17 protein-coding genes are annotated in these 24,777 nt (G+C 70.6%); 8 read left to right on the forward strand and 9 right to left on the reverse strand.

The features are described 5' to 3' along the window. Positions 1–12: 12 nt before the first annotated feature. Positions 13–921, reverse strand: a complete 909-nt coding sequence (locus AB0K60_RS16485) for a PfkB family carbohydrate kinase (RefSeq protein ID WP_364054625.1) — start codon at positions 919–921, stop codon at positions 13–15. 48 nt (positions 922–969) lie between these two features. Then, the gene (locus AB0K60_RS16490) at positions 970–1,725 is read right to left on the reverse strand and encodes an NUDIX domain-containing protein (RefSeq protein ID WP_364054628.1); all 756 of its coding nucleotides are present in this window, start codon (positions 1,723–1,725) and stop codon (positions 970–972) included. A gap of 86 nt (positions 1,726–1,811) precedes the next feature. Here AB0K60_RS16490 and AB0K60_RS16495 point away from each other — a divergent pair, with 86 nt between their 5' ends. The 3 genes from AB0K60_RS16495 to AB0K60_RS16505 are packed head-to-tail and all read left to right on the forward strand — an operon-like array spanning position 1,812 to position 5,181. Next, entirely contained in the window at positions 1,812–3,584 is a 1,773-nt protein-coding gene (locus AB0K60_RS16495) for a hypothetical protein (RefSeq protein ID WP_364054631.1), read from the forward strand. After that, positions 3,581–4,492, forward strand: coding sequence for a hypothetical protein (locus tag AB0K60_RS16500; RefSeq protein WP_364054634.1), 912 nt, complete (start codon positions 3,581–3,583; stop codon positions 4,490–4,492). Before AB0K60_RS16495 ends, AB0K60_RS16500 begins: the two co-directional genes overlap by 4 nt. Before the next feature lie 35 nt (positions 4,493–4,527). Beyond that, the gene (locus tag AB0K60_RS16505) at positions 4,528–5,181 is read left to right on the forward strand and encodes a hypothetical protein (RefSeq protein WP_364054637.1); all 654 of its coding nucleotides are present in this window, start codon (positions 4,528–4,530) and stop codon (positions 5,179–5,181) included. Positions 5,182–5,242: 61 nt separating this feature from the next. Here AB0K60_RS16505 and AB0K60_RS16510 read toward each other — a convergent pair whose 3' ends face one another. The 5 genes from AB0K60_RS16510 to AB0K60_RS16530 form a co-directional block, all read right to left on the reverse strand. Then, positions 5,243–6,265 carry a LacI family DNA-binding transcriptional regulator gene (locus AB0K60_RS16510; RefSeq protein WP_364054640.1) on the reverse strand — a complete coding sequence of 341 codons (1,023 nt, stop codon included), beginning with the start codon at positions 6,263–6,265 and terminating at the stop codon, positions 5,243–5,245. Positions 6,266–6,275: 10 nt separating this feature from the next. Next, positions 6,276–7,898, reverse strand: coding sequence for a glycoside hydrolase family 13 protein (locus tag AB0K60_RS16515; RefSeq protein WP_364054643.1), 1,623 nt, complete (start codon positions 7,896–7,898; stop codon positions 6,276–6,278). Between the two features lie 125 nt (positions 7,899–8,023). Continuing rightward, complete coding sequence (locus AB0K60_RS16520; RefSeq protein ID WP_364054646.1) at positions 8,024–8,941, reverse strand: carbohydrate ABC transporter permease; 918 nt, start codon at positions 8,939–8,941, stop codon at positions 8,024–8,026. Beyond that, a complete protein-coding gene (locus AB0K60_RS16525) occupies positions 8,941–9,945 on the reverse strand; it encodes a sugar ABC transporter permease (RefSeq protein ID WP_364054649.1) in 1,005 nt (334 codons plus the stop codon). The genes AB0K60_RS16520 and AB0K60_RS16525 overlap by 1 nt, the downstream gene beginning before the upstream one ends. A gap of 3 nt (positions 9,946–9,948) precedes the next feature. Continuing rightward, positions 9,949–11,244 carry an extracellular solute-binding protein gene (locus AB0K60_RS16530; protein WP_364054652.1) on the reverse strand — a complete coding sequence of 432 codons (1,296 nt, stop codon included), beginning with the start codon at positions 11,242–11,244 and terminating at the stop codon, positions 9,949–9,951. Between the two features lie 437 nt (positions 11,245–11,681). Here AB0K60_RS16530 and AB0K60_RS16535 point away from each other — a divergent pair, with 437 nt between their 5' ends. Beyond that, on the forward strand, positions 11,682–12,956 hold the full coding sequence (locus tag AB0K60_RS16535; protein WP_364054655.1) for an ATP-binding cassette domain-containing protein: 1,275 nt from the start codon (positions 11,682–11,684) through the stop codon (positions 12,954–12,956). Positions 12,957–13,017: 61 nt separating this feature from the next. Here AB0K60_RS16535 and AB0K60_RS16540 read toward each other — a convergent pair whose 3' ends face one another. Together AB0K60_RS16540 and AB0K60_RS16545 are read right to left on the reverse strand one after the other, a co-directional pair. Continuing rightward, complete coding sequence (locus AB0K60_RS16540) at positions 13,018–13,653, reverse strand: amino acid-binding protein (RefSeq protein ID WP_364054658.1); 636 nt, start codon at positions 13,651–13,653, stop codon at positions 13,018–13,020. Positions 13,654–13,872: 219 nt separating this feature from the next. Further along, positions 13,873–15,243, reverse strand: coding sequence for a hypothetical protein (locus AB0K60_RS16545; protein ID WP_364054661.1), 1,371 nt, complete (start codon positions 15,241–15,243; stop codon positions 13,873–13,875). Positions 15,244–15,432: 189 nt separating this feature from the next. Between AB0K60_RS16545 and pulA the strand changes: the two genes are divergently transcribed. The 4 genes from pulA to AB0K60_RS16565 all read left to right on the forward strand — a co-directional run bounded on the left by pulA (position 15,433) and on the right by AB0K60_RS16565 (position 24,774). Then, entirely contained in the window at positions 15,433–21,300 is a 5,868-nt protein-coding gene (pulA, locus tag AB0K60_RS16550; protein ID WP_364054664.1) for a pullulanase-type alpha-1,6-glucosidase, read from the forward strand. A 165-nt stretch (positions 21,301–21,465) separates the two neighbouring features. Next, a complete protein-coding gene (locus AB0K60_RS16555; RefSeq protein ID WP_364054667.1) occupies positions 21,466–21,801 on the forward strand; it encodes a hypothetical protein in 336 nt (111 codons plus the stop codon). Positions 21,802–21,816: 15 nt separating this feature from the next. After that, a complete protein-coding gene (locus tag AB0K60_RS16560; RefSeq protein WP_364054868.1) occupies positions 21,817–22,503 on the forward strand; it encodes a nucleotidyl transferase AbiEii/AbiGii toxin family protein in 687 nt (228 codons plus the stop codon). A gap of 177 nt (positions 22,504–22,680) precedes the next feature. After that, the gene (locus tag AB0K60_RS16565) at positions 22,681–24,774 is read left to right on the forward strand and encodes an N-acetylneuraminate synthase family protein (RefSeq protein ID WP_364054670.1); all 2,094 of its coding nucleotides are present in this window, start codon (positions 22,681–22,683) and stop codon (positions 24,772–24,774) included. The last annotated feature ends 3 nt before the right edge of the window (positions 24,775–24,777 follow it).

Below are 24,777 nucleotides of genomic sequence, written 5' to 3' on the forward strand. Positions count from 1 at the left end.
CGCGCGTCGGTTCTACCGATCGAGGAGCGTGCGCTCGTCGATCGGGCTCTCGTGGGTTCCCCGGACGGTGCACGCGTGGGCGCCGGCGATGGCGCCGAGCCGTACGCACTCCTCGAGCGGCCGACTGGACAGCCGCCCGTAGAGGAAGCCCGAGACGAAGGCGTCCCCCGCGCCGTTGCTGTCGACCACCGGTCCGGGCAGCGGTACGGCGGGGAAGCGCCGCGCCCGCTCCCAGCCCGGCACCAGCACGTGGCATCCCTCGGCGCCCGCCGTGCAGACCACGACCGACGCCCGGCCTCGGGCGAGGATGTCGCGCATCACCGACTCCGGGTCCGGCAGTTTCGCGGCGGACAGGAAGACCAGATCGGAGTTGTAGGCGAAGTCCCGGTGATGCTCCTCCTCGCCGTCCCAGTCATGCAGGTCCGTGGACACCGGGACGCCGATGTCGGAAATGTCCGCGTAGACGTCGCGGGCGGCGTCGTCGATGGACACGTGCACGTGCCGTGCCGTACGGACGAGGGGCAGGTAGAGCTCGCGGGGCAGGCGGCGTCCGGGAGCCGGCCGGGGGTCGAATAACGACGTGCGCCGCCCGTCGGGCCCGACCAGCAGCACGCTGCGCCGGGTCCCCTCCGGCACGGCCCGCCAGACCAGTTCCACGCCCCGGCTCTCCAGATGAGCCCTGACCAGATCCCCTTGCGGATCCTCTCCGAGCAGGTCGACGAGCGCGACCCGCAGCCCCAGCGCGCCGCACCCGAGGACGACCCCGCTGCCGGTGTTGCCGATGCGGTCGATCACGGGCGGCACCACATAGGTCTCGGCGTACGGCAGCGGAAGCTCCGGCACGTACACGGTGGTGTCCACCCCCGCCCCGGCGATCACCACCACATCCCACACATCGCTATCCCGGTTCGCCTTGTTCAACCGCCCTCCGCACGCACGCTCGCCATCGCTGGAGTACGCATGCCTCGCCTATCCAGTCGCCTCCACCAGATTGTCACCCTGCGATACGGCGGGATCCTCGCTCGACCTCAACAGCGGGGGCACCAACAGGGACGCGGGTCCCCTACGGTACAGGGCGGCTGGGCGTCCGATCTCAGGAAGGCGCCGGTCGCCTGTCGGCTGCAGGAACCCTTCGGTACGGGTCACCTTTCTGCGGAAATTGCTGGGGTCGAGCTTGAAGCCCCACACGGCCTCGTAGATGCGGCGCAGATCGCCCACCGTGAACGGTTCTGAGCAGAAGGCGGCCGCGACGGTCGTGTGTTCGAGTTGCGACCGAGCACGTTCCAGCCCGTCACGCAGTATCCGGGCATGATCGAAGGCCAACCGTATGTCGCCGTCCAGGGCGGATGAGACGGGCGTCCAGTGCGCCGCCGCGGCGTCGGTGCCCGCGACCGGCACGGGCAGGTTCGGGCCGAGCGCCAGGTAGGCCACTGTGATGATCCTGCCGCGCGGGTCGCGCGCAGGATCGCTGTAAGCACGCAACTGCTCCAGATGCAGCGCATCGCCGTCGAGCCTGGTCTCTTCCCGAAGCTCTCGCCGGGCGGCCTCGTCGAGAGTCTCGTCTTCGGCGACGAAACCGCCAGGTAGCGCCGCCAAGCCTCGATAAGGCTCGTCGCCCCGCTCGATCAACAAAACGTGCAACCGGTCCTGCCGGACCGTGAATATCACCAGGTCCACGGTCACATGGACTGATGCCTCCGGTAGCCAGCCGGTTTTGTGCTCCATCCAGCCAGCCTACTAAAAGTCATATTGACCCAAAAAAGCGCGGTGACTTATGGTCGAGTAGACCTAAAGGGGTATGGGAGGGCGACATGGCCCGTTCCTCGACGCTCGCGAAGCGCGAGATCAACCCGGCCTTTCGTAAGGACGCCGCTGGTCGGCACCTGTGTACAGGCGTCTACCGGGACCGGGCCCTGCGCGACATGGTCCTCCGCCATGTGCACAACGACACCAACCACCTGGTCGCCCCGTCGTACGGGTTCGACCTGGTACCCGTCGTGGTCCATGCCTGGCGCGCCTGGACATTGGAAATGCTTCAGCACCTGTGCGTCGTGGGAACCATCGCGATCGGGGTGGCTGTCCACCCTCCCGCCGCTTTCTCCACCGCCTGCGTGCTGGGATGCCTGCGCCTGTCGCGTCAGGCGATCACCAGCGGGCTTGCGATGCTGCCCCTGCAGGCGAAGGCGACGATGGACAAATGGCTGCGACGAACCAGGTGGCGGAGCGAGTCGGACGAACTGCGATATCACAAACGGCTCCTGCGGCTCACCGCACTGGGATGCGCGGTCCTCGCCTTGGCACCGCTCCTGGTCGCCGGGCTCGCCCAGGCCTCCCCGGACCAGATGACCAGGGCGACGATCCTCCTCTCGCTGCTGATCGCCCTCGCGGTGGGCGGGCACGGCGCGGCCCAGCAGGTCTGCCTCAACCGCATGTACCGGACAGCCTCACTGGAGCCGAAGACGCTGACCCGTCGCCTCCAGGCGATCAAGGATCAGCAGTTTCACCGCTACGTCGTCTACCGCAGGCACGCCTCGGAACAGCGTGAGGTGGACGCGACGCTCGACGACGCCGAAGCGTTCACCGACGAGGACCACACCCCGTTCGTCGGCGCGGGAGTGCTCGTGCACCGATGGCTTCCTCCGCTCACCGTGCCGCTCCTACGCCGGGCACAGGACGCCGGGAACCCCTCCGGGCATGTGCCGATGTCCGTGCTGGAACACGCCACACCGCCCTTCAGAGCGCATGAACTCGTCGCGTTCCTCAGGAGGGCGATGGCCTTGATCGGCGACACCGAGGATCCGATGGGGCTGCGCGGCTTCACCATCCGTGATCGCCTATACGTGGATGAGGCCGACGTACAGGCGTCCCCGGTCTGGCTGGAGGACCCGTCCGGCCGAGACGACATCGACCCGGCCATCGACGATCCTTACGGTCCCGTTCACCACTTTCTGGAAATCTCGGCGAGCGCAACCGGTGAACTGGTCACCACGGTCTTCCTGCGGGTGACCGTCAAGGGCCGAGCCCTCAGCCTCGACTTCGCCGCGTGCGCGCTGACCCGAACACCCGCCGAGTACCAGGTGCTCAACGCCTTCGCGGAGAGCGGCGCGGGCGCGGTGCTGCGCGCCATCCTGCGCCGACTGTTCAACCTCCCCACCGAGGTCGCGCAGGCATGGCGGCTGGCGGAGGCACCCATGCTCCTCTTGGGGGCGATACGGGCGCGTAAGACCCGTCTCGTCAAGCCCCGGCGCGGCATGGCCATCGGCGCACGCCTCAGCGTCCGCGAGGAGGCGTCGACTCCCTGGGAGCACGCCCAACTGGACAAGGTCACGATTCATGACCACGTGAAACTCATCGAGCAGCGCCTGCTCAAGGCCACCGAGGATTTTCTCGAAGCGCACGAAATCGACACCTCCGGATTCAGAAGGAGGGCCGCCAGCATCATCAACACCGGCGTGCTGAACATGGGCGGGAAGACCGAGATCAAACAGTCGGCAGTGGGGCCGCACGCGCAGGTTCGCATGGACGTCCGCGAGTCGGACGGCGGTCAAGGACAACCATCGGCAGGCGAGGGAGGCCAGTCATGAACGGCAACAGCGGCATCGCCAACCACGGGGGCACCGTGAACGTCAGCCAGTCGGCCGTCGGGCCGGGGGCGACGGTCAACGTGGGGTACCAAGGACAGGCCAGGACAGATGACCCGGGCAAGGAACCGGGGCGCACGGGCCACGCCGATGTCGGCGTGATCACGATCCTCAGCGAGGAGGCGAGGGCCGTACGCGAGGTCCTCGACCTGCACCGGGTCCATGCCGGCACTCTGACGTTCTTCGAGGGCACCGTCGAGGAAGGTGGCGTGACCACCCGGGTCGCCTCATTTCAGGCGTTGTCGATGGGACAGCGTTCGCCCGTCGTCGCCTTTGACTATCTGCGTCGGCACTACAACCCCAGCATCATCGCGCTGACCGGAATCGGGGGCGGCATCGGCACGGACATCGCGATCGGCGACGTAGTCATCACCACCCGGGTGGTCTATTACGACCTGCGGAAGGAGACACCTCGCGGACGGCTGCGCAGAGGCGAGGAGCGTGAATCCCCGGCGATGGTCGGGCACGCCGTCAACTCCTTCTTTACCGATCACGGCGAGCCGTCCGCGTTCCGGGCCCTCGACGGCCACAGTGCCGCCCACGACTTCCGGGTGCACAGAGGGCTCATCGGATCGGGAGACGCGGTGATCGCCGACGCGAAGTCGGAGATCGTCCGATATCTCAAGGCCTACAACGAGAAGACTCTCGGAGTGGAAATGGAGGCCGGCGGCCTCACCCAGGCGTTCCACGAGCAGGACGGCCCCCATCAGGTCCGCGGCTGGGTCGTCGTTCGCGGCATCTCCGACGACGCCAGCCAGAACAAGGGCTATGACCACCACGACCTGGCGGCCCGGCACGCGGCCACCATCCTGCGCGCTCTGCTTCCCTACCTGCCGATTCCCAGAAGCTGAGCTGCTCGCCCTCGCGGCTCGCAGAAGGAGACAGGATGGACGAGATCCTGCTCGGCGTGGTGAGCTCCATCCTGGCCAGCGCGCTGGCCGTGGCCGGAAGCTGGGTGTTCTCCACACACATCCGCCGCTGGCCCTTGGCGCTCCTTTCCCGGCTCACCGGCCTCGGCATCCGCCGTGTTCTTCCTCACCAGCACATGGCCGCGCCGCATCTGGCGGCCGACCTGGCTCGTGCCCGATGGGTCCGAGTGCTCGCGGGGCGCGGCAACGAACTGACCCGCGACGGCTTTGCGCCCGTATGGGACGCCGCTGACGGTCGGCTGGAGTCGATTCAGGTTCTGCTTCCCGACGCCGATCTCGGGCCCGGCTCCTGGTTGTCCCGGCGTGAGGCGGAGATGAGCCGCGTGGATCCGGGTTTCTCTCCCGGTCTGCTCAGCCAACAGGTGCGCATCAACGCAGCGTACATACGGCAGGTAGCGCGATGTCGGGAGAACATCTCGTTGCGGTTTTACGACCTTCCCAACCTCCATCGGGTCATCCTCACCGACGACGTCGCCTACCTCACCATGTATCGGCAGGACGAACACGGGCGGCGATCTCCATGCCTGATCGCCCACCGCCCGGGCCTGATGTACGACTACGCGCACCTGCTGTTCAGCACGGCGTGGAATCACAGTCGCCCGGCCGAATGATCTGAGTCGGCGACATCGCCGTGATACAGCGCACCGATCATCGACCGCTGTACGCCCTTGGCTACCGGTTGACGAGGGGGCCGGAGCCGGTGGAGCCGCGGACGACGAGTTCGCACTGGAAGACGAGTTCGATGTTGCGGGAGGGGATGCCGTTGATTTCCTCCAGGAGGGAGGCGACGGCGGCCTGGGCCATGGCGGCGATGGGCTTGCGGACGGTGGTGAGCGGGGGGTCGGTGAAGGGGATGAGGGGGGAGTCGTCGTAGCCGACGACGGAGACGTCGCCGGGGACGGAGAGGTCGCGCTGGCGGGCGGCGCGGATGGCGCCGAGGGCCATCAGGTCGCTGGCGCAGACGATGCCGGTGCAGCCGCGGTCGAGGAGGACCTGGGCGGCGGCCTGGCCGCCCTCGACGGTGAACAGGGAGTCCTGGATGAGGTCATCGCAGTCGGTGATGCCGAGGAGCTGGGACATCGCTTGGCGGAAGCCCTCCATTTTGCGGATGACGGGGACGAAGCGGCGCTGGCCGACGGCGAGGCCGATGCGCTCGTGGCCGAGGTCGACCAGGTGTTGTACGGCGAGGCGGGCGGCGTGGCGGTCGTCGGGGGAGACGAACGGGGCCTTGATCGTCTCGTTGTAGCCGTCGATGAGGACGATGGGCAGGCCGCGGTCGGTGAGGCGCATGTAGCGGTCGACGCGGGCGGTGGTGGAGGCGTGCAGGCCGGAGACGAACAGGATGCCGGTGACGCCGCGCTCCAGCAGCAGCTCGGTGAAGTCGTCCTCCTGCATGCCGCCGGGGGACTGGGTGCACAGCACGGGCGTGTAGCCGTGCTGGGTGAGCGCCCGCTCGATCGCCTGGGCGAACGCCGGGAAGATGGGGTTGTCCAGCTCGGGGGTGACCAGGCCGATGAGGCCGTTGCTGCGCTGGCGCAGGCGCTGCGGGCGCTCGTAGCCCATCAGGTCGAGGGCGGTGAGGACGGCCTGGCGGGTCGCCGCGGACACGCCCGCCTTGCCGTTGAGCACGCGGCTCACGGTGGCCTCGCTGACCCCGGCCTGGGCTGCGATGTCGGCTAGACGGGCGTTGGTCACGGTGGCTACTCTACGCAATTTCGCTGATCCACCACGCCGCGGAGTCGGCGGGGAGGTGGGCGGACGCGCCGTCCGCGGTCATCGGGACGCTGGACAGCAGCAGGGCGCCGGGGCGGGGCAGGTCGACGGGCTCGGCGGTGAGGTTGACCGTGCAGACCAGGTTGTTCCCGCGGGTGAACGCCAGGGTGCCCGGCGGGGACGGCAGCCAGGTGAGCGGGCCGTCGCCGAGCTCGGGGCGTTCGCGGCGCAGCCGCAGCGCCGTGCGGTACAGGGACAGCATCGAGCCGGGGTCGGAGCGCTGGGTCTCGACGCTGAGCGCGGCCCAGGTGGCGGGCATGGGCAGCCAGGTGCCGGTGATGCCGGGCGGGCTGAAGCCGTACGGGGGGTCGCCGCGCTCCCACGGCATCGGGACGCGGCAGCCGTCGCGGCCGGCTTCGGGGCCGCGCAGCCGCTGCGGGTCCTGGCACACCTCCTCGGGCAGGTCGAGCACCTCGGGCAGGCCCAGCTCCTCGCCCTGGTAGATGTAGGCGGAGCCGGGCAGGGCCAGGGTGAGCAGGGCGGCGGCCCTGGCGCGGCGCAGGCCGAGCGCGCCGTCGCCGTACCGGGTGACGTGGCGTTTGACGTCGTGGTTGGAGAGCACCCAGGTGCTGGGGGCGCCGACGGGGGCGGCGCTGGCGAGGGACTCGTCGATGACCGCGCGCAGGGCCGCCGCGTCCCAGTCGGCCTGCAGGTAGTGGAAGTTGAACGCCTGGTGCAGCTCGTCGGGGCGCACGTAGCGGGCGAGCCGTTCGGGCGTGGGGGCCCACGCCTCGGCGACGCCGATGCGGTCGTCGCCGTAGGAGTCGAGCAGCCGCCGCCAGGCGCGGTGGATCTCGTGTACGCCGTCCTGGTCGAAGTACGGCAGGACCTCGGTGCCGAGCATGCGGGTCTGGTCGGCGCGGCCGATGTCGGGCAGGCCGGGGGCCTTGACCATGCCGTGCGCGACGTCGACGCGGAAGCCGTCCACGCCGCGGTCGAGCCAGAACCGCAGGATCGACTCGAACTCGGCGTGCACCTGCGGGTTCTCCCAGTTGAGGTCGGGCTGCTCGGGGGCGAACAGGTGCAGGTACCACTGGCCGTCGGCGACCCGGGTCCAGGCCGTGCTGCCGAAGATCGACTCCCAGTCGTTGGGGGGCAGCTCGCCGTTCGGGCCCTTGCCGTCGCGGAAAATGTAACGTTCCCGTTCGGGCGAGCCGGGCCCGGCCGCGAGCGCGCGCTCGAACCAGGGGTGGCGGTCGGAGGTGTGGTTCGGCACCACGTCGAAGATCACCTTGAGGCCGTGGGCGTGCGCGTCGGCGATGAGCGCCTCGGCGTCGGCGAGGGTGCCGAAGACGGGGTCGACGTCGCGGTAGTCGGCGACGTCGTAGCCGAAGTCGGCCATCGGCGAGGTGTAGAACGGGGTGACCCAGAGGGCGTCGACGCCCAGGTCCGCCAGGTAGCCCAGGCGGCTGCGTACGCCGAGCAGGTCGCCGACCCCGTCGCCGTCGGCGTCGGCGAAGCTGCGCACGTACACCTGGTAGATCACCGCGTCGCGCCACCAGCCGGCGGCGACGCCCTCCCGGCGACGGCGGGCCTCGTCGAGAAGCTCGGTCATATTCGTCCCCCGATTACTCAGATACCAGACTTTGTTAGCACGTCCTGGGAGGTTACCGGCCGGATCAACACGGGTCGCCGCCTTTTCCGGCCGGTGCCGCCGTCCGGCCCGCGTCATGACCCGCGTCATGATTTGGTCGCGCCGGCGGTGAGGCCGGTGACCAGGTGACGCTGCACCAAGAGGAAGACGATGGCGGCCGGGACCGCGATCAGCACCGAGGAGGCGGTGAGCAGCCCCCACTCGGCCTTGTGCTGGCCGACGAACTGGGCCAGCCCGACGGCCAGAGTGTACTTGTCGTCGCCGGTCATGAAGGCCGTCGCGTACGCCACCTCGGCCCAGGCGGTGAGGAAGGAGTAGAACGCGGCGACGGCGAGGCCCGGCTTCGACAGCGGCAGGATGAGCCGCCAGAAGGTGCCGAACGGGGTGAGCCCGTCCACCCGCCCCGCCTCGTCGATGGAGACCGGCACCGTGTCGAAGTAGCCCTTCAGCATCCAGGCGCAGAACGGCACGGCGGAGGTGAGGTAGGCGATGACGAGCCCGGGAAGCTGGTTGATCAGCCCGAGGCCGGCCATCAGGTTGTAGATCGGCACGATCAGGATCGCCACCGGGAACATCTGCGTGATCAGCAGCATCCACATGATCGACCGGAAGCCGGGGAAGCGGAAGCGGCTGATCGCGTAGCCGGTGCCCGCGGAGATGATCACGCTGATCACGGTGGTGAGCGCCGACACGATCAGCGAGTTGGCGAGCCAGCGCAGGAAGCCGGTCTCCCCCAGCACCTGGGCGTAGTTCGCCGGCGTCGGGCTGTTGAACAGTTCGACGGTGCTCGACTGCCAGGCGTCCCTCGGCTTGATCGAGGTGAGGATCAGCCAGGCGATCGGGAACACCGAGACCAGGCAGGCGGCGATCAGGGTGAGGTGCAGCGCCGCCGACGCGAGCGGCCCGCGTGAGGAACGGCCGCGCGGACGGCGTGCCCGGGTCGGGGCACCCGAGGCCGGGGTCGAGGTCGGGGTCGGGGGTACGGCCGGGTTCGCGGTCGTCATCACCACACCTCCCCCTGCCGGCGCAGCGCCCGGCGGTAGACGACGGCCATCACGACGAGCAGGGCGAGGATCACCACGCCCCAGGCGGCCGAGCCGGAGTAGTTCCGGATGCCCTCGAACGCCTGCCGGTAGGCGTACGTGACCATGATCTCGGTGGAGCCGGCGGGCCCGCCCCGGGTGAGCAGGAAGATCACCGGGAACTGGTTGAAGGTCCAGATCGTGCCGAGCAGGATCACCGTGCTCGACACCGGCCGCAGCCCGGGCAGCGTGATGTTGCGGAAGCGCTGCCACGGCGACGCCCCGTCCACCTCGGCGGCCTCGTGCAGCTCGCGCGGGATCGCCTGCAGGCCGCCGAGCAGGGCGAGCATCATGAACGGCACGCCCAGCCAGACGTTCACCGCGATCACCGACACCTTCGCCCAGAACGGGTCGTCGAGCCAGCTCACGCCGGGCAGCCCGACGGCCCGCAGCATGGCGTTGAGCACGCCGAACTCGCCGTTGAACAGGTAGCGCCAGATGAACGCCGACACGAAGGCGGGCACCGCCCACGGCAGCACGAGCAGCACCCGGTAGAACGAGCGCAGCCGCATCGGCCGGTTGAGCAGCATCGCCAGGCCGAGCCCGAGTCCGTAGTGCAGCGCCACGCAGGCGACCGTCCACACGGTCGTCCAGGCGAGCCGGGACAGGAACTCCGCCGAGCCGAGGATCTCGGCGTAGTTGCGCAGGCCCACGAACTCGTACGTGGACGGGATCACGTTCATCCCGATCGTGCGGCCCATGTTCGCCTCGGTCGCGTCGGTCAGCGACAGGTAGACGCCGCGGGCCAGCGGGTACCCGACGAGCACCGCGGTGACGATGACGACCGGGGCGCACATCGCCCAGGCGTACCAGTGGGTGGCAAGCGAGCGCCGCAGCCGGCCCGGCGGCCGGTGGCCGCGTGCCCGGCCGCGACCGCGGGCGACGTCGCCGCCCGCGGTCGCGCCCTCGACCAGGTTCGCCGTCATCGGCTAGAGGCTCCAGCCCTTGAGCAGGCCCTGGTACGCCTTGGCGGTGTCCTGCGCGACCTGCTCGGCCGTGGCCTCGCCGCCGGCGAGCTTCTGGTAGCGCTCAAGCAGCGGCTGGAACAGCTGGCCGCCCTCGGGGATCCAGGGCCGGTCCACGGCCTTGTCCATCGGCGCCTTCCACTTGCCGATCATGTCGTTGGACTTGGCGTCGGGCAGGTCGTAGGCGGAGGCGCGGGCGGGCAGCAGGCCGAGCTTGCCGGCGATCTTCGCCTGGCTCTCGGCGGAGGCCATGAACTGGACGAACAGGTACGAGGCGGCAAGGTTCTGCGATCCGGCGTAGACGGCGTAGTCGTGGCCGCCGGTGGGGGCGCCGGCCTTCACCGAGCCGGCCGGGACGGGCGCGATGCCGAAGTTGTCCGGGTCGTCCTTGAAGACCTTGCCGCCGAGGTTGTCGGTGTTCGACCACGGACCGTTGAAGATCATCGCCGCCTTGCCCTCCTTGAAGGCGGTCTCGGCGTTGGTGTAGCTGTCCTGGATCGCGGGCTTGGCGGCGGCGCCGGAGGTGATCAGGTCTTCGACGATCTTGACGCCGGCGATGCTCTGCGGCGAGCCCACGGTGATCTTCTTGGTGGCGACGTCGAGCAGGTCGCCGCCCTCGCCGTAGATGAACGGCAGCAGGAAGTAGGCGTCCACGTTCAGCGCCAGGCCCTCGGCGTCGGTCTTCTCCTTGACGTCGAGCGCGACCTGCTTGAGCTCGGCGAACGTGGCCGGAGGCCGGTCGTGGCCCGCCTCCTTGAGCAGCTTGACGTTGTAGAGCAGGCCGAGGGTGTCGGTGACCTGCGGGACGGCGTAGGTCTTGCCGTTGTACCTGCCGCTGGCGGCCGGCGCGGGCAGGAAGTCCTCGGGCTTGTCCAGGGCGGGGGTGCCGTCCAGCGGGGCGAGGTAGCCCAGCGAGGCGAACTCGGCGACCCAGCCGACCTCGGTGCGCAGCACGTCGGGGGCGCCGGAGCCGGCCTGCGCGGCGGTCTTGAACTTGTTCTGCGCGTCGGCGAACGGCACGTTGACGTAGTTGACCTTTATCTTGGGGTACTTCGCCTGGAAGTCGGCGATCAGTTCCTTGAAGGCCGGGGCCTCGGTGGTCGCGTCGGAGGTGTCCCACCAGGTCACGGTGCCGGAGACGGAGGCGGGATCGGACGCCGCGGGCGCGGCCGCACCGCCCGTGCCCTGGCCGCCGCCACAGGCGGAGATCGCCAGTGCGAGCGCGGCGGCTGCCGCCGCGGCTGTTAACACTCGCCGCATGATGTCCACTCCTCGTCGTTGATCGTTCTGAGTCGTTCGGTCGTGGCCCACGGCATCGCTCGCGCACCGAACCGGGGTAGGCGGAACGTAACAGGGATGTGAACCGTATGAAAGACCTTGCGAAAACTTTCTGCAAAGTCGTGACCTTCCCTGCAACCAAGGGAGTCGGCCACGGTCGCGACGGGCTCGTCACGGCACCCGCGCATCGCCTCTGCATGTGGCGTTCCACGAGGAACATTCACCTGTAAGAGGCATGTATCCAGGAGATGAGCGTTTTCTTACGGCATGTATGGACAAAGCCGCCTGAGACGCGATGTACTACCTCATCAACCACGTGCATCGCCGTTTCGAGTACGTGTGCTCGGCGGGCAAGCAGAGTCCACCCCCGGCACCCGCCGGCCCGCGGGCGAGGAGAGAGCCATGAGCGGGGAGACAGCATGAGCACCGTCGTCCTCGACAACGTCAGCAAGGTGTACCCGGGCGGGTACCTCGCGGTCGATCGACTCAGCCTGAAGGCCGGCGAGGGCGAACTACTGGTCCTGCTCGGCCCCTCCGGCTGCGGCAAGTCCACCCTGCTGCGCATGATCGCCGGCCTGGAGGACATCACCAGCGGCGAGCTGTGGCTCAACGGCGAGTACGCCAACCACCTCGCCCCCCGCGACCGGGACGTGGCGATGGTGTTCCAGAACGGCGCCCTCTACCCGCACCGCACCGTGCGCGGCAACATCTCCTTCCCGCTGGAGATCGCCAAGGCCGACCCGGGGTACGTCAAGGAGCGCGTGGTGGAGCTGTCCCGCGCGCTGCACATCGACGAGATGCTCGACCGGCGGCCCGGCACGCTCTCCGGCGGCCAGCGCCAGCGGGTCGCCATGGGCAGGGCGATCGTGCGCCAGCCCTCGCTGTTCCTGATGGACGAGCCGCTGTCGAACCTCGACGCCGGCATGCGCACCGAGCTGCGGATGGAGATCTCCTCCCTGGTCCGGGCCCTCGGCGTGACCACCGTGTACGTCACCCACGACCAGGTCGAGGCGCTGGCGCTCGCCGATCGCATCGCCATCCTCAACCGGGGCGTGCTGCAGGACGTCGGCACGCCCGGCCAGATCTACAACGACCCGGCGACCGCGTTCGTGGCCTCGTTCCTCAGTTCCCAGCAGCTCAACCTGCTGGAGGCGGTGGTGCGGACGCCGCAGAACCAGTACATCCTGCTCGACTTCGGCCTCCACCAGATCATCATGCCGTGGACCGATCCCCGGGCGTACGCGGTCTCCCGGCACGTCGGGAACTCGATCATCGTGGGCATCCGCCCCGACGGGCTCGCCCCGCTGCCCCCGGGCGTCGACCAGGGCCCCTGCCTCGCCGGGCGGGTACGCACGCTGGAGTACCACGGCCACGAGTGGCTCGCCTACCTGGAGGCCGGGCTGCCCGCCGTGCCCGTGCCGGAGCCGCCCGACCGGCGACGGCACGGCGACGGCGCGGCGAACGGCGGCTCCAGGGCGAAGGCGCTCGTGCGCAGGCTGCTGTCGGGCACGCACGAGGAGCCCGACCCGCCGCCGGTGAACGCCAGCGGCTCGCACCGCCGCGCCGACCTCATCGTCCGGCTCGGCTCCCGGCCGGTCTGGCGCGCCGGGGAGCACGCCCGCGTCTCGGTGGACCTCGCCAAGATGCTGCTGTTCACGCCGGACGGCGCGCGCATCGACCCGCCGCGCCGCTGAACCCTGCGCCTTGAGCCCTCACACCTTGGCCTCGCGCCGTGGGCCCGCACGCCGTGGGCCCTCACGCTTGGGCGATGGTACGGCTCGCCGCCGGGCGGGCCAGCAGGGAGACGATCTCGACCAGCCGTACGACGCGGTCCAGCTCGACGCGGTGGAAGGCCGGGCCCTGGGACCGTGCCACAATCAGATGCAGGGCCGCCTCGGCGACGGGCACCGCGATCATGTGCACGGAGCCCTCGCTGATCGCCGTCGGCCGCATCGGGGGCAGGTCCTCAAGCACGAGATTCTCCGGCGCGGCCCAGCTCGCGTGCGCCGTCTCCCCCGAGACCGCGTCCACGGCCGCCGCCCACTCGGCGCTCACCAGGTCGGGCATCGCGTCCACGAACGTCACGAACGCCCGCTCCGGGTCCGCCGCCACGTGGCCGAGCAGGTCGTACTCGGGGTTGGCCCCGGGCGACTCCCTGGTCGGCCAGGCGCCCTCGACGCGTGCGCCCGGCACCACGCTCACCCGCTCACGCAGTTCCTCCACCCCAAGCGTGCCGGACCAGGAGACCGTGAAGTCGTCGATGGCGCGGCCCGCCTCACGCTCCAGAACCGTCACCTGGAGGATGTCCGCGCCCAGGACCCCGAACGCCCGGGCGACCTGCCCCAGCACCCCCGGCCGGTCCGGCAGGGACACCCGGAACCGCAGCAACATCCCCATCACCTCCCAACGACACAGAAGCCTGGCGTATACACATTTCAGGTTTGTGCCAGCTCCATGTCTGGAATATGTCACCGACAAGATCGGGGTCGACTGTTAGGCCGTATTCTGCACGAAGTTTGACCGCCGCGTTTGGCCAACGCGCTTGACCATCGCGTTTGCCCATCGCGTTCGCCCGGCGCTGGACCGGCGTGCTTGGCCGCCGGTGTCCGGTCAGCGCTGCTGGAACGCTCCCGCGTCCGGGTTCGGCGAGCGGCTGAGTTTCGCGCCCGAGATGTCGCGGACCAGGGACGGCCCGCCGTACCAGGAGGGGCCGAGCCGCAGGCCGCGGCCGAGCGCCGGGGAGCCGGGGCGCAGCCGCAGGTCGGTCCTGCTGCGGAAGCGGGGGTCGGCGCGCACCGAGCGGGGGCCGAGCTTGAAGCGGTGCACCCGCCCCCAGTAGACGCCGCCGCCGTCGTCGATGCCCGATCCGTCCTCGTCGCCGGTCACGCCGCCCACCTTGATGACGTTGTTGCGCAGTTTGAGCACCTTGGGCGAGCAGCCGTCGTAGCAGGAGACGCCGATGGTGTCGCGGGCGGTCAGGTACACCGAGTTGTGCACGGCGACGGTGCCCCAGACCGGGCCCAGCGCGTCGTTGCGCGGCCCCCGGGTGATGAGGAACGATCCACGCCGCTTGGCGGAGGTCACCACGTTGCCGACGAAGAGGTTGCCGGTGGCGGTGCGGCCCGGCTCGTGGCCGAGCTCGGTGAAGGTCTCGTTGTCCCGTGACACGTTGAAGCTGATGGTGTTGCGGTCGCCGTTGTAGACCTCGACGGCGGCGCCGTCGAAGACGTAGTCGCGGCTCTTGGCGAAGCTGCCGGTGATCAGGTTGCCGGTGACGAGGTTGTCGTCGCCGTTGAGCAGGATGCCGAACGCGCCGGAGTCGTTGTCCTCCTCCTCGTCGTTGACGCTCATGCGGTTGTTGCCGATCATCGCGCTGTCCCGGATCACGTTGTGCGAGGAGGTGCTCGCCACCAGGACGCCGGCGATGTTGCGGTCGGCGTAGACGTCGACGAGCTCGTTGCGGTCCCCGCGCAGCTGGAAGCCCGCCCACTGGCAGTCGCTGGCGCGCAGGTCGGTCACGCGGATGTAGGAGCCGGTCACGATGACGCAGTCGCCGTCCCTGCCGCTGATCTTCGGCCGGGGGCCCGTGCCGTACGCGCCGATCGTGATCCGGCGGTTCGCGGTGCCCCTGGCGGAGATCGTCAACGTGCCCTTCCAGCTTCCGCCCCGCTTGAACAGCAGCCTGTCGCCCGGCTTCAGGTCGACCTCGTTGGCCTTGTCCAGGGAGCGCCACGCGGTGGCGGGGCTGGTGCCCGCGGCGGCGTCGGACCCCTTCGCGGAGTCGACATAGAAGGTACGGCCCGCCGCGGCCGCCGCCTGCGGGGGCACGGGGCCGGCGGCCCGGGCCGTGCCCGCTCGGTGGGCGAGGGCGTCCCCGGCACGGCTCAGCGCGGCGGCCGGCGGAGCCCACATCTGCGGCGCCACGACCAGGGCGGCGACGGCGGCACCGAGCCACTTCGCACCACGTGACCCAGTAGTCATCAAAATCACACTCGCATCTTCAGCTTCGCAACGCGGCTCACCTTAGCGACCCTTCGATCACGCTCGGGTAAAGCAAGATTTCAGGAAATTTCAGCAAGGTCTTGCGCCGGATGCCGTCAGGTAAGTAACTTCCGGGCAACGCACGCGAAACACTCAACCCCCACGCCGTCAACCCTGAAGGCGGTGCGCATGGTCGCGCTTTCCCGTGTTCTCGCTCGGCTCACCGCCCTGACGGTGCTGCTCGCCCCGCTGGCCGCCGTGCCGTACCCGGCCGCCGCGTCCCAGGTCGCGTCCCACACCACATCCCAGGCAACGTCCCAGGCAACGTCCCAGGCCACATATCAGGCCGTCGCCGTGCAAGGGGCCGCGGTCGGCGAGGCCGTGACGTCGGGGCCGCGCCGCGTCGCCGACCCGGAGGACGCCGGGCTCGCCCGCGACGCGTTACGCGAGGACCTGACGCGCGAGCGCTTCTACTTCGCGATGACCGACCGGTTCGCCGACGGCGACCCCCGCAACGACACCGGCGGCCTGTCCGGCGACCGGCTGAAGACCGGCTTCGACCCCACCGACAAGGGCTTCTACCAGGGCGGCGACCTCGCCGGGCTGCTCAAGCGCCTCGACTACATCCAGGGCCTGGGCACCACCGCGATCTGGATCACCCCGGCGTTCGTCAACCGCCCGGTGCAGGGGTCCGGCGCGGACGTCTCGGCCGGATACCACGGCTACTGGATCACCGACTTCACCCGCATCGACCCGCACCTCGGCACCAACGCCCAGATGAAGGAGCTGGTCGCGCAGGCGCACAAGCGCGGCATGAAGGTCTTCTTCGACATCATCACCAACCACACCGCCGACGTCATCGACTACGCCGAGAAGACCCACGCGTACCGTTCCAAGGGCGCCTACCCCTACGTGGACGCGTCCGGCCGCCCGTTCGACGACCGCGACTTCGCCGCGGGCCGCGACTTCCCGAAGGTCGGGCCCGGCTCGTTTCCGTACACCCCGGTCGTCTCCGACGCGGCGGGCGGGCCGAAGGCCAAGACCCCGCGCTGGCTCAACGACCCGACGATGTACCACAACCGGGGCGACTCCATCTTCACCGGCGAAAGCTCGGAGTACGGCGACTTCTTCGGCCTCGACGACCTGTGGACCGAGCGGCCCGAGGTGGTCGACGGCATGATCGACATCTACCGGACCTGGGTACGCGACACCGGCATCGACGGCTTCCGCATCGACACGGCCAAGCACGTGAACATGGAGTTCTGGCAGCGCTTCTCCCCCGCGCTGCACGAGCACGCCGCGCGGCACGGCAACAAGCGGTTCTTCATGTTCGGCGAGGTGTTCAGCGGCGAGCCGTCGTTCACCTCCCGGTACTCGACCACGGGCGGCATGGACGCGGTGCTGGACTTCCCGTTCCAGGAGGCGGCCCGCGCGTACGCCGGGCAGGGGGCGGGCGCCGACCGGCTGGCCCGCCTGTACGCCGACGACGACCTGTACACCGACGCCGACTCCAACGCGGCCTCGCTGCCGACGTTCCTCGGCAACCACGACATGGGCCGCATCGGGCACTTCATCGCCGGCGACAACCCGGGCGCGGACGACGCCGAGCTGCTGGCCCGCGACCGGCTCGCGCACGAGCTGATGTACCTCACCCGGGGCCAGCCGGTGATCTACTACGGCGACGAGCAGGGCTTCACCGGCGCGGGCGGCGACAAGGACGCCCGGCAGACGCTGTTCGCCTCCAAGGTGCCCGACTACCTCGACGACGACCTGATCGGCACCGACGCCACGCACGCGCGGGACAACCACACCACCACGCACCCGCTCTACCGGGCGATCTCCGCGCTGGCGGGTTTGCGCGACCGGCACCCCGCGCTCGCCGACGGCGCGCAGATCGAGCGGCTCGTCTCCGGCGGGGTGTACGCGTTCTCCCGGATCGGGGCGAAGGAACGCGTCGAGTACGTGGTCGCGATCAACAACGCCGAGCGGCCGGCGACCGTCCAGGTGCCGACGTACTCGGCGGGGATGTCCTTCGCGAAGGTGTACGGCGAGGCCGCGCAGACGGCCGTCTCCGGCGCCGACAAGAAGATCACGGTGACCGTCCCCGCGCTGTCGGCGGTGGTCTACCGCGCCTCGGCCGGGATCGCCGCTCCCGCGCGGGGGCCGGAGGTGTCGATCACGCTGCCGGGCGAGCAGGTGCGCGGCACCGCCGAGGACGGCCGGATCCCGATCGTCGCCGCCGTGCCGGGCGACGGCTTCGACCAGGTCACGTTCGCGGTGAAGGTCGGCGGCGAGGGCTGGCGGGTGCTGGGCGTGGACGACGCGCCCAACGCGACCCCGGCGGGCCGTACCTTCCGGGTGTTCCACGACCTGTCGGGCATCCCGGAGGGCACGACGCTCACCTACAAGGCCGTGGTGAAGGACTCGGCCGGGCGTCTGGCGTCGGCGTCGGCGAGCGCCACGGCGGGCCCGGAGCCCGCCGAGCCCGGCCCGGACCCGGTGACGAAGCGGGATCATCTGGTCGTCCACTACCAGCGGGCCGACGGCTACGACGGCTGGGGCCTGCACGTGTGGGGCGACGTCGCCGAGCCCACCGAGTGGGGCTCCCCGGTGGCGTTCCAGGGCGAGGACGCCTTCGGCCGCTTCGCCTGGATCAAGCTCAAGCCGGGCGCGGCGAACGTGGGGCTCGTCGTGCACAAGGGCGACGACAAGGACGGCGGCGACCGCGTCGTCAACCCCGCCCGTGCCGGCGAGGTGTGGCTCGTCCAGGGCAGAGCGGACGTGTACGGCTCGCGCGCCGCCGCGCAGGGCTACGCCACCGTGCACTACCGTCGCCCGGACGGGGCGTACGACGGCTGGGGCCTGCATCTGTGGGGTGACGCGATCGCCGACGGCGCGGGCACCGACTGGGCGAGCCCGCGCCCGCCCGACGGGACCGACGAGTACGGCGCGTTCTGGAAGGTGCCGCTGAAGAACGCCGCGGTTCCGCTCAACTTCATCGTGCACAAGGGCGACCTGAAGGATCCCGGCCCCGACCAGTCGTTCGTCCCGGCCGAGCAGCCGGACGCCTACGTCGGCTCGGGCTCGGAGACGATCCATCCGACCCGCGCGTCCGCCGAGAACACGGCGGTGCTGCACTACCATCGGCCCGATGGCGACTACGAGGGCTGGGGCCTGCACGTGTGGACGGGGGCGGCGACCCCGACCGACTGGGCGACGCCGCTGGCGCCGGCCGGGCGGGACGGCTTCGGCGTCTACTTCCGGGTGCCGCTGGCGCCCGGCGCGACCGGTCTGGCGTACATCATTCACAAGGGGGACGAGAAGGACCTGCCCGCCGACCAGTCGCTCGACGTGGTGAACGACGGCCACGAGGTGTGGCTGCTGGCGGCCGCCGAGGGACGCCTGGTGCCGCAGCCCGCCTCCCGGGCGGCCGACGTGGACCTCGCCAAGGCGCGGGCGCAGTGGATCGACCGCGGCACCGTGGCCTGGAAGACCGACGTCTCCGGCGGCTCGCGGCACTTCCTGGCGTACTCCCCCAAGGGCGACATCAGCTACGCCGACGGCGAGCTGCGCGGGGACATCCGGCTGCTCCGGCTCGGCCCCGGCACGCCCATGGACGCCCAAAAGAGCAAATATCCGCATTTGTTCGGCGGGGCCGCGCCGTACGCCGCGCTGACGGTGGACCCCCGCGACGCGCATCTGGTCAAGGACGCCCTGCGCGGCCAGGTCGTCGCCGTCGAGCGCGCCGCCACCGGCGCGCTGCTCGCCGCGACCGGCGTGCAACTCCCCGGCGTCCTCGACGACGTCTACGCGGACGCGGTCAAGGCGCCCCTCGGCCCGACCGGGGACCGGCTCTCGGTGTGGGCGCCGACCGCCCGCAAGGTCGAGCTGGCCCTGTACGGCTCCGCGACCGGCGCGAGCCGCGGCGTGCACGCGATGCGCCGCGACGACGCCACCGGCGTCTGGTCGATCGCCACGCCGCCGTCCTGGCGGGGCCGCCACTACACCTTCCTCGTCACCGTGTTCGCCCCGGCCGCCGGGAGGATCGTCACCAACGAGGTCACCGACCCCTACAGCGTCTCCCTCGCCGCCGACTCCACCCGCAGCCGCCTCGCCGACCTGTCATCCCCCGCGCTCAAACCGCCCGGCTGGGACGCGCTCGCCAAGCCGAAGCCGAGCCCGGTCACCTCCATCTACGAGCTGCACGTCCGCGACTTCTCCGCCTCCGACGCCACCGTGCCGCAGGACCTGCGCGGCACCTACGCCGCCTTCACCGGCGACGGCGCGGGCATGCGGGAGCTGCGGCGGCTCGCGCGGGACGGCCTCACCCACGTCCACCTGCTGCCCGTCTTCGACTTCGCCACCGTGCCCGAGCGCCGCGCCGACCGCGCCGAGCCGGACTGCGACCTGGCGTCGATGCCGCCGGACTCCGACCGGCAGCAGGAGTGCGTGGCCACAACGGCGGCGAAGGACTCCTTCAACTGGGGCTACGACCCGCTGCACTACACCGTGCCGGAGGGCTCCTACGCCACCGACCCGCAGGGCGACACGCGGATCAAGGAGTTCCGCGCGATGGTCGCCGCCCTCAACCGCGCCGGGCTGCGCGTGGTCATGGACGTCGTCTACAACCACACCCACTCCTCCGGCCAGGACGAGCGCGCCGTACTCGACCGCATCGTGCCCGGCTACTACCAGCGGCTCCTCGACGACGGCACGGTGGCCACCTCCACCTGCTGCGCGAACACCGCCCCCGAGCACGCGATGATGGGCAGGCTCGTGGTGGACTCGGTGGTCACCTGGGCCAGGCAGTACAAGGTGGACGGCTTCCGCTTCGACCTGATGGGCCACCATCCCAAGGCGAACATCCTCGCCGTCCGCCGCGCCCTCGACGCGCTCACCGTCGCCAAGGACGGCGTCGACGGAAAGTCGATCATCCTGTACGGCGAGGGCTGGGACTTCGGCGAGATCGCCGGCGGGGCCCGGTTCGAGCAGGCCACCCAGGCGAACATGGCAGGGACCGGCGTCGGCACGTTCAACGACCGGCTGCGCGACGCGGTGCGCGGCGGCGGCCCGTTCGACGAGGACCCGCGCGTCCAGGGCTTCGGGTCGGGCCTGGCCGGCGACCCGAACGGCGCGCCGGTCAACGGCTCGGCCGAGCAGCGGCGCGCCCGCCTGCTGCGCCACCACGACCAGATCAAGGTCGGCCTCACCGGCAACCTGAAGGACTACACGTTCACCGCCTCCGATGGCCGCGAGGTCAAGGGCTCACAGATCGACTACAACGGCTCCCCGGCCGGCTACACCGCCGCCCCCGGCGAGGCCGTCACCTACGTGGACGCGCACGACAACGAGACCCTGTACGACGCGCTCGCCTACAAGCTGCCGCAGGCCACGTCGATGGACGACCGGGTCCGCATGCAGACGCTGTCGCTGGCCACGGTGCTGCTCGGCCAGGGCACGGCGTTCGTGCACGCGGGCAGCGAGCGGCTGCGGTCCAAGTCCCTCGACCGCAACAGCTACGACTCCGGCGACTGGTTCAACCGGCTGCTGTGGGACTGCGCGGCGGGCAACGGCTTCGGCGGCGGCCTCCCGCCCAAGGCCGGCAACGAGGCCAAATGGCCGTACGCCCGCCCGCTGCTCGCCGATCCGGCGCTGAAGCCCGGCTGCGCGGCGATCGACGCGGCCCGCGACCGCTTCGGCGAGCTGCTGCGCATCCGCGGCTCCTCCCCCGCGTTCGCGCTCGGCACGGCCGCCGAGGTGCAAAAGCGCCTGTCGTTCCCGCTCAGCGGCACCTCGGGCGAGACCCCCGGCGTCATCACCATGCACCTGGACGCGACCGGCCTCGACCCGAAGTGGAAGTCGATCACCGTGGTCTTCAACGCCACGCCCCGGGACCAGGGCCAGACGGTGGACGCGCTGAAGGGCGCCGCGCTCGCCCTCCACCCGATCCAGGCCGACTCCGCCGACGCCGTAGTGAAACGCTCCGCCTTCGACCCGGCGACCGGCACGCTCACCGTCCCCGCCCGCACCGTCGCGGTCTTCGTCCAGCCCGCCTGACGCCCGAGCCCCGCCCCGGCGCGCGGGGGCGTCCCCGCCCTGGGTGGCTGGAATCCCGTGAACGCCGTCCCTCTCTCCTCAGCCGCCGGGGCACGACCCACCCGAAGCATCGTCATGACCAGGTACGGATCCCACCCGCCGCCGATCCACCGGCATACTGGAGTCATGCGTCCGGCATCCCCACTGGTCCCCCGCTCGGCCGACCTGTCCGAGCGGGTGCCCTCCTCGCTGGCGGACCTGCGCGGGCCTCAGTCGGGCGAGGTGACCGTGCCGCTGCACGTGGCCTGGTCCGGCATGCGGACGTTCGACGTGAACGATCCCTCGCTACGGCTGATGCTCTACCACCTCGTGCTGGTGGAGGGGCAACGCGACGACATCGAGGAGTTGCTCGCACGTCCCTACCTGGTGGACATGTGGCGCACGCTGCGCACCATGGTCGGCCCGAGCTACCGCCGCCTGTGGGAGTCACGTTTCCCTGAACTCAAGGTAAGCGATCAGTAACCTGGGGTCGTGAAGATGACCCCCTTCCACCTGCGTGTGCTCCGCGACGCCGAACCGGCCTGCCGCCGCTTCGGTCTGTTCCTGGCCGGGGGCTACGCCATGAAAGCCCACGGCTTAACCGACCGGCCGAGCCAGGATCTGGACTTCGCCACCGCCTGCGAGATCCCCCTTCCCGAAGTCGCGGCAGAGGTGGCGGAGGAGTTCCGGCGGGCCGGATACGAGGTGCGGATCATCGAGGTGACCCCGCGAATGGGCCGGATGACGGTCACCGACCCGATCAGCGGGCAGGCGGTCGAGTTCGACCTGCTGCGCGAGGCACTGCAGGACCGGCCGCTGTTCACCGACCTGTGCCCCGTCATCGGCCTCGACGACGCCGTCGCCCTCAAGATGCGCGCCCTGCACGGCCGCGGCCTGCCCCGCGACTTCATCGACGTCGCCTCGGTGGCCCATATGTATCCGTACCGTGAACTTGAGCGCCTGTGCGCTCTGCACGACGAGGAGTTCTCCGTCGGCGAGCTGCTCCTGCGCCTCGACTCCATCGAGCACCACCCCGACGAGGCGTACGAGGCCTATGGGCTGGGCGCGGACGACATCCGGCGGATCCGGCTGTTCGCGCTGGCCTGGGCGGATGACATCCGGCTGCGCCGCGTGGAAGACGGCGACTCCGCCATCGACTATCTCGAACTCGACGAGGAAGTCTGACGATACGTCGCGGCGCCGCGCGACCGCATGGTCGAACGGCCGGCGACGTGGCCGCTAGGGCGTACCGAGATTTAACAGGAGCGACGCGGGCCGTTCAGCTCACGCATGACTTTCCGGACCCGCCGGTGGCTAGCGTGCTTGAACACTTCGAGCGCGTACCTCTTCGAGGAGTTCATTGTGCGAGTCCTGGCCGTTGTCCCTGCCCGCGGCGGTTCGGCGGGTGTTCCGCTGAAGAACCTCGCCAAGGTCGGCGGCGTCCCCCTGGTTGCCCGCGCCGTCGGCTCCTGCCTGCGGGCCGAGCTCATCGACGAGGTCGTGGTGAGCACCGACCACGCCGGGATCGCCGAGGCGGCCGAGGCCGCGGGGGCGCGGGTGGTGAACCGACCGGCCGAGCTGAGCGGCGAGACCGCCTCCAGCGAGTCGGCGGTGGCGCACGCGCTCGAACGGATCGCCGCCATGGACGACCTGGAGCCCGGCGAGCCCGAGGTGATCGTCCTGGTGCAGTGCACCAGCGCCTTCATCGCCCCCGCGGACCTCGACGCGGCGGTCGCGCGGGTGCTGGCGGGCGAGGCGGACGTGGTGTTCTCCGGGCTTGAGACCCACGAGTTCGTGTGGACCGGGCCCGACGGCTCCGGCGTCACCGGCGTCAACCACGATCCGGCGCACCGCCCCCGGCGGCAGGACCGGGAGCCGAGCTACCGGGAGACCGGCGCCTTCTACGTGATGCGCGCGGACGGCTTCGCCGAGCACGGGCACCGCTTCTTCGGCCGCGTCGCCGTCCAGCCGGTCCCGGCGCGGCACGCGATCGAGGTGGACACCCCCGAGGACCTGGAGATGGTGCGCGCCCTCGCCCCGTTCGTGGACGAGCCGTCGCCGATCGACGTGGACGCGGTGGTCACCGACTTCGACGGGGTGCACACCGACGACCGCGCGTACGTCGACCAGGACGGCCGCGAGGTGGTGGCGGTGAGCCGCTCCGACGGCATGGGCGTGTCCCTGCTCAAGCGGTCGGGCGTGCGGCTGCTGGTGCTGTCCACCGAGCAGAACTCGGTGGTGGCGGCCCGCGCCCGCAAGCTCGGCGTACCGGTGCTGCAGGGCCTGGCCTCCAAGCAGACGGCGCTGCGCGACTGGATGAGCATCGAGGGCCTGGACCCCGAGCGGGTCGCCTACGTCGGCAACGACGTCAACGACCTGGGCTGCATGGCCCTGGTGGGCTGGCCGATCGCGGTGCCGGACGCGCACCCGAAGGTGCGGGCGGCGGCCCGCGTCGTGCTCACCCGGCCCGGCGGCGCGGGCGCGGTGCGGGAGCTGTGCGACCGGGTGCTCGCCGCCCGGCCGGAGATCGGCGAGGACGCCGCCGAGGCGCCCGCGTCGCCGCACCCGGCGCTGCGGGTCAAGGGCGCGGCGGTGCGGATCGGCGACGCGCTGGTCGGGCCCGGCCGGCCGGTGTACGTGATCGGCGAGATCGGCATCAACCACAACGGCGACCTGGACATCGCCCGCCGCCTCATCGACGTGGCCGCGGACGCGGGCTGCCAGGCGGTGAAGTTCCAGAAGCGCACCCCGGAGATCTGCGTGCCGCCCGAGCAGCGCGACCAGATCCGGCAGACGCCGTGGGGCGAGATGACGTACCTGGAGTACCGGCACCGGGTCGAGTTCGGCGTCGACGAGTACCGGCAGATCGCCAAGTACTGCGCCGAACGCGGCCTGGACTGGTTCGCCTCGCCGTGGGACGTGCCGTCGGTGGAGTTCCTTGAGGACCTCGACGTGGTGACGCACAAGGTGGCGTCGGCGTCGGTCACCGACCACGCCCTGCTGCGGGCGCTCGCCGCCACCGGCAAGCCGATCATCCTGTCGACCGGCATGTCCACCCTGGACGAGATCGACCGGGCGGTGGAGATCCTCGGCACGTCGCGGCTGATCATCATGCACGCCACCTCGACGTACCCGCTGCCGCCCGAGGAGGCGAACCTGCGCACGATCGTCACGCTGCAGGAGCGGTACGGCGTGCCGGTCGGCTACTCGGGGCACGAGCGCGGCCTGCAGATCTCGCTGGCGGCGGTCACGCTCGGCGCGGTCGCGGTGGAGCGGCACATCACGCTCGACCGCACGATGTGGGGCTCGGACCAGGCGGCCTCCCTGGAGCCGGCCGGCCTGGAGCACCTGGTGCGGGACATCCGCATCATCGAGACCGCCCTCGGCGACGGCGTCAAGCGGATCTACCCCGGCGAGCTCGCGCCGAAGGCCCGGCTGCGCCGAGTGACGGTGTAGCCC

This window comes from Thermopolyspora sp. NPDC052614 (assembly GCF_040678635.1).
GTDB lineage: Bacteria > Actinomycetota > Actinomycetes > Streptosporangiales > Streptosporangiaceae > Thermopolyspora.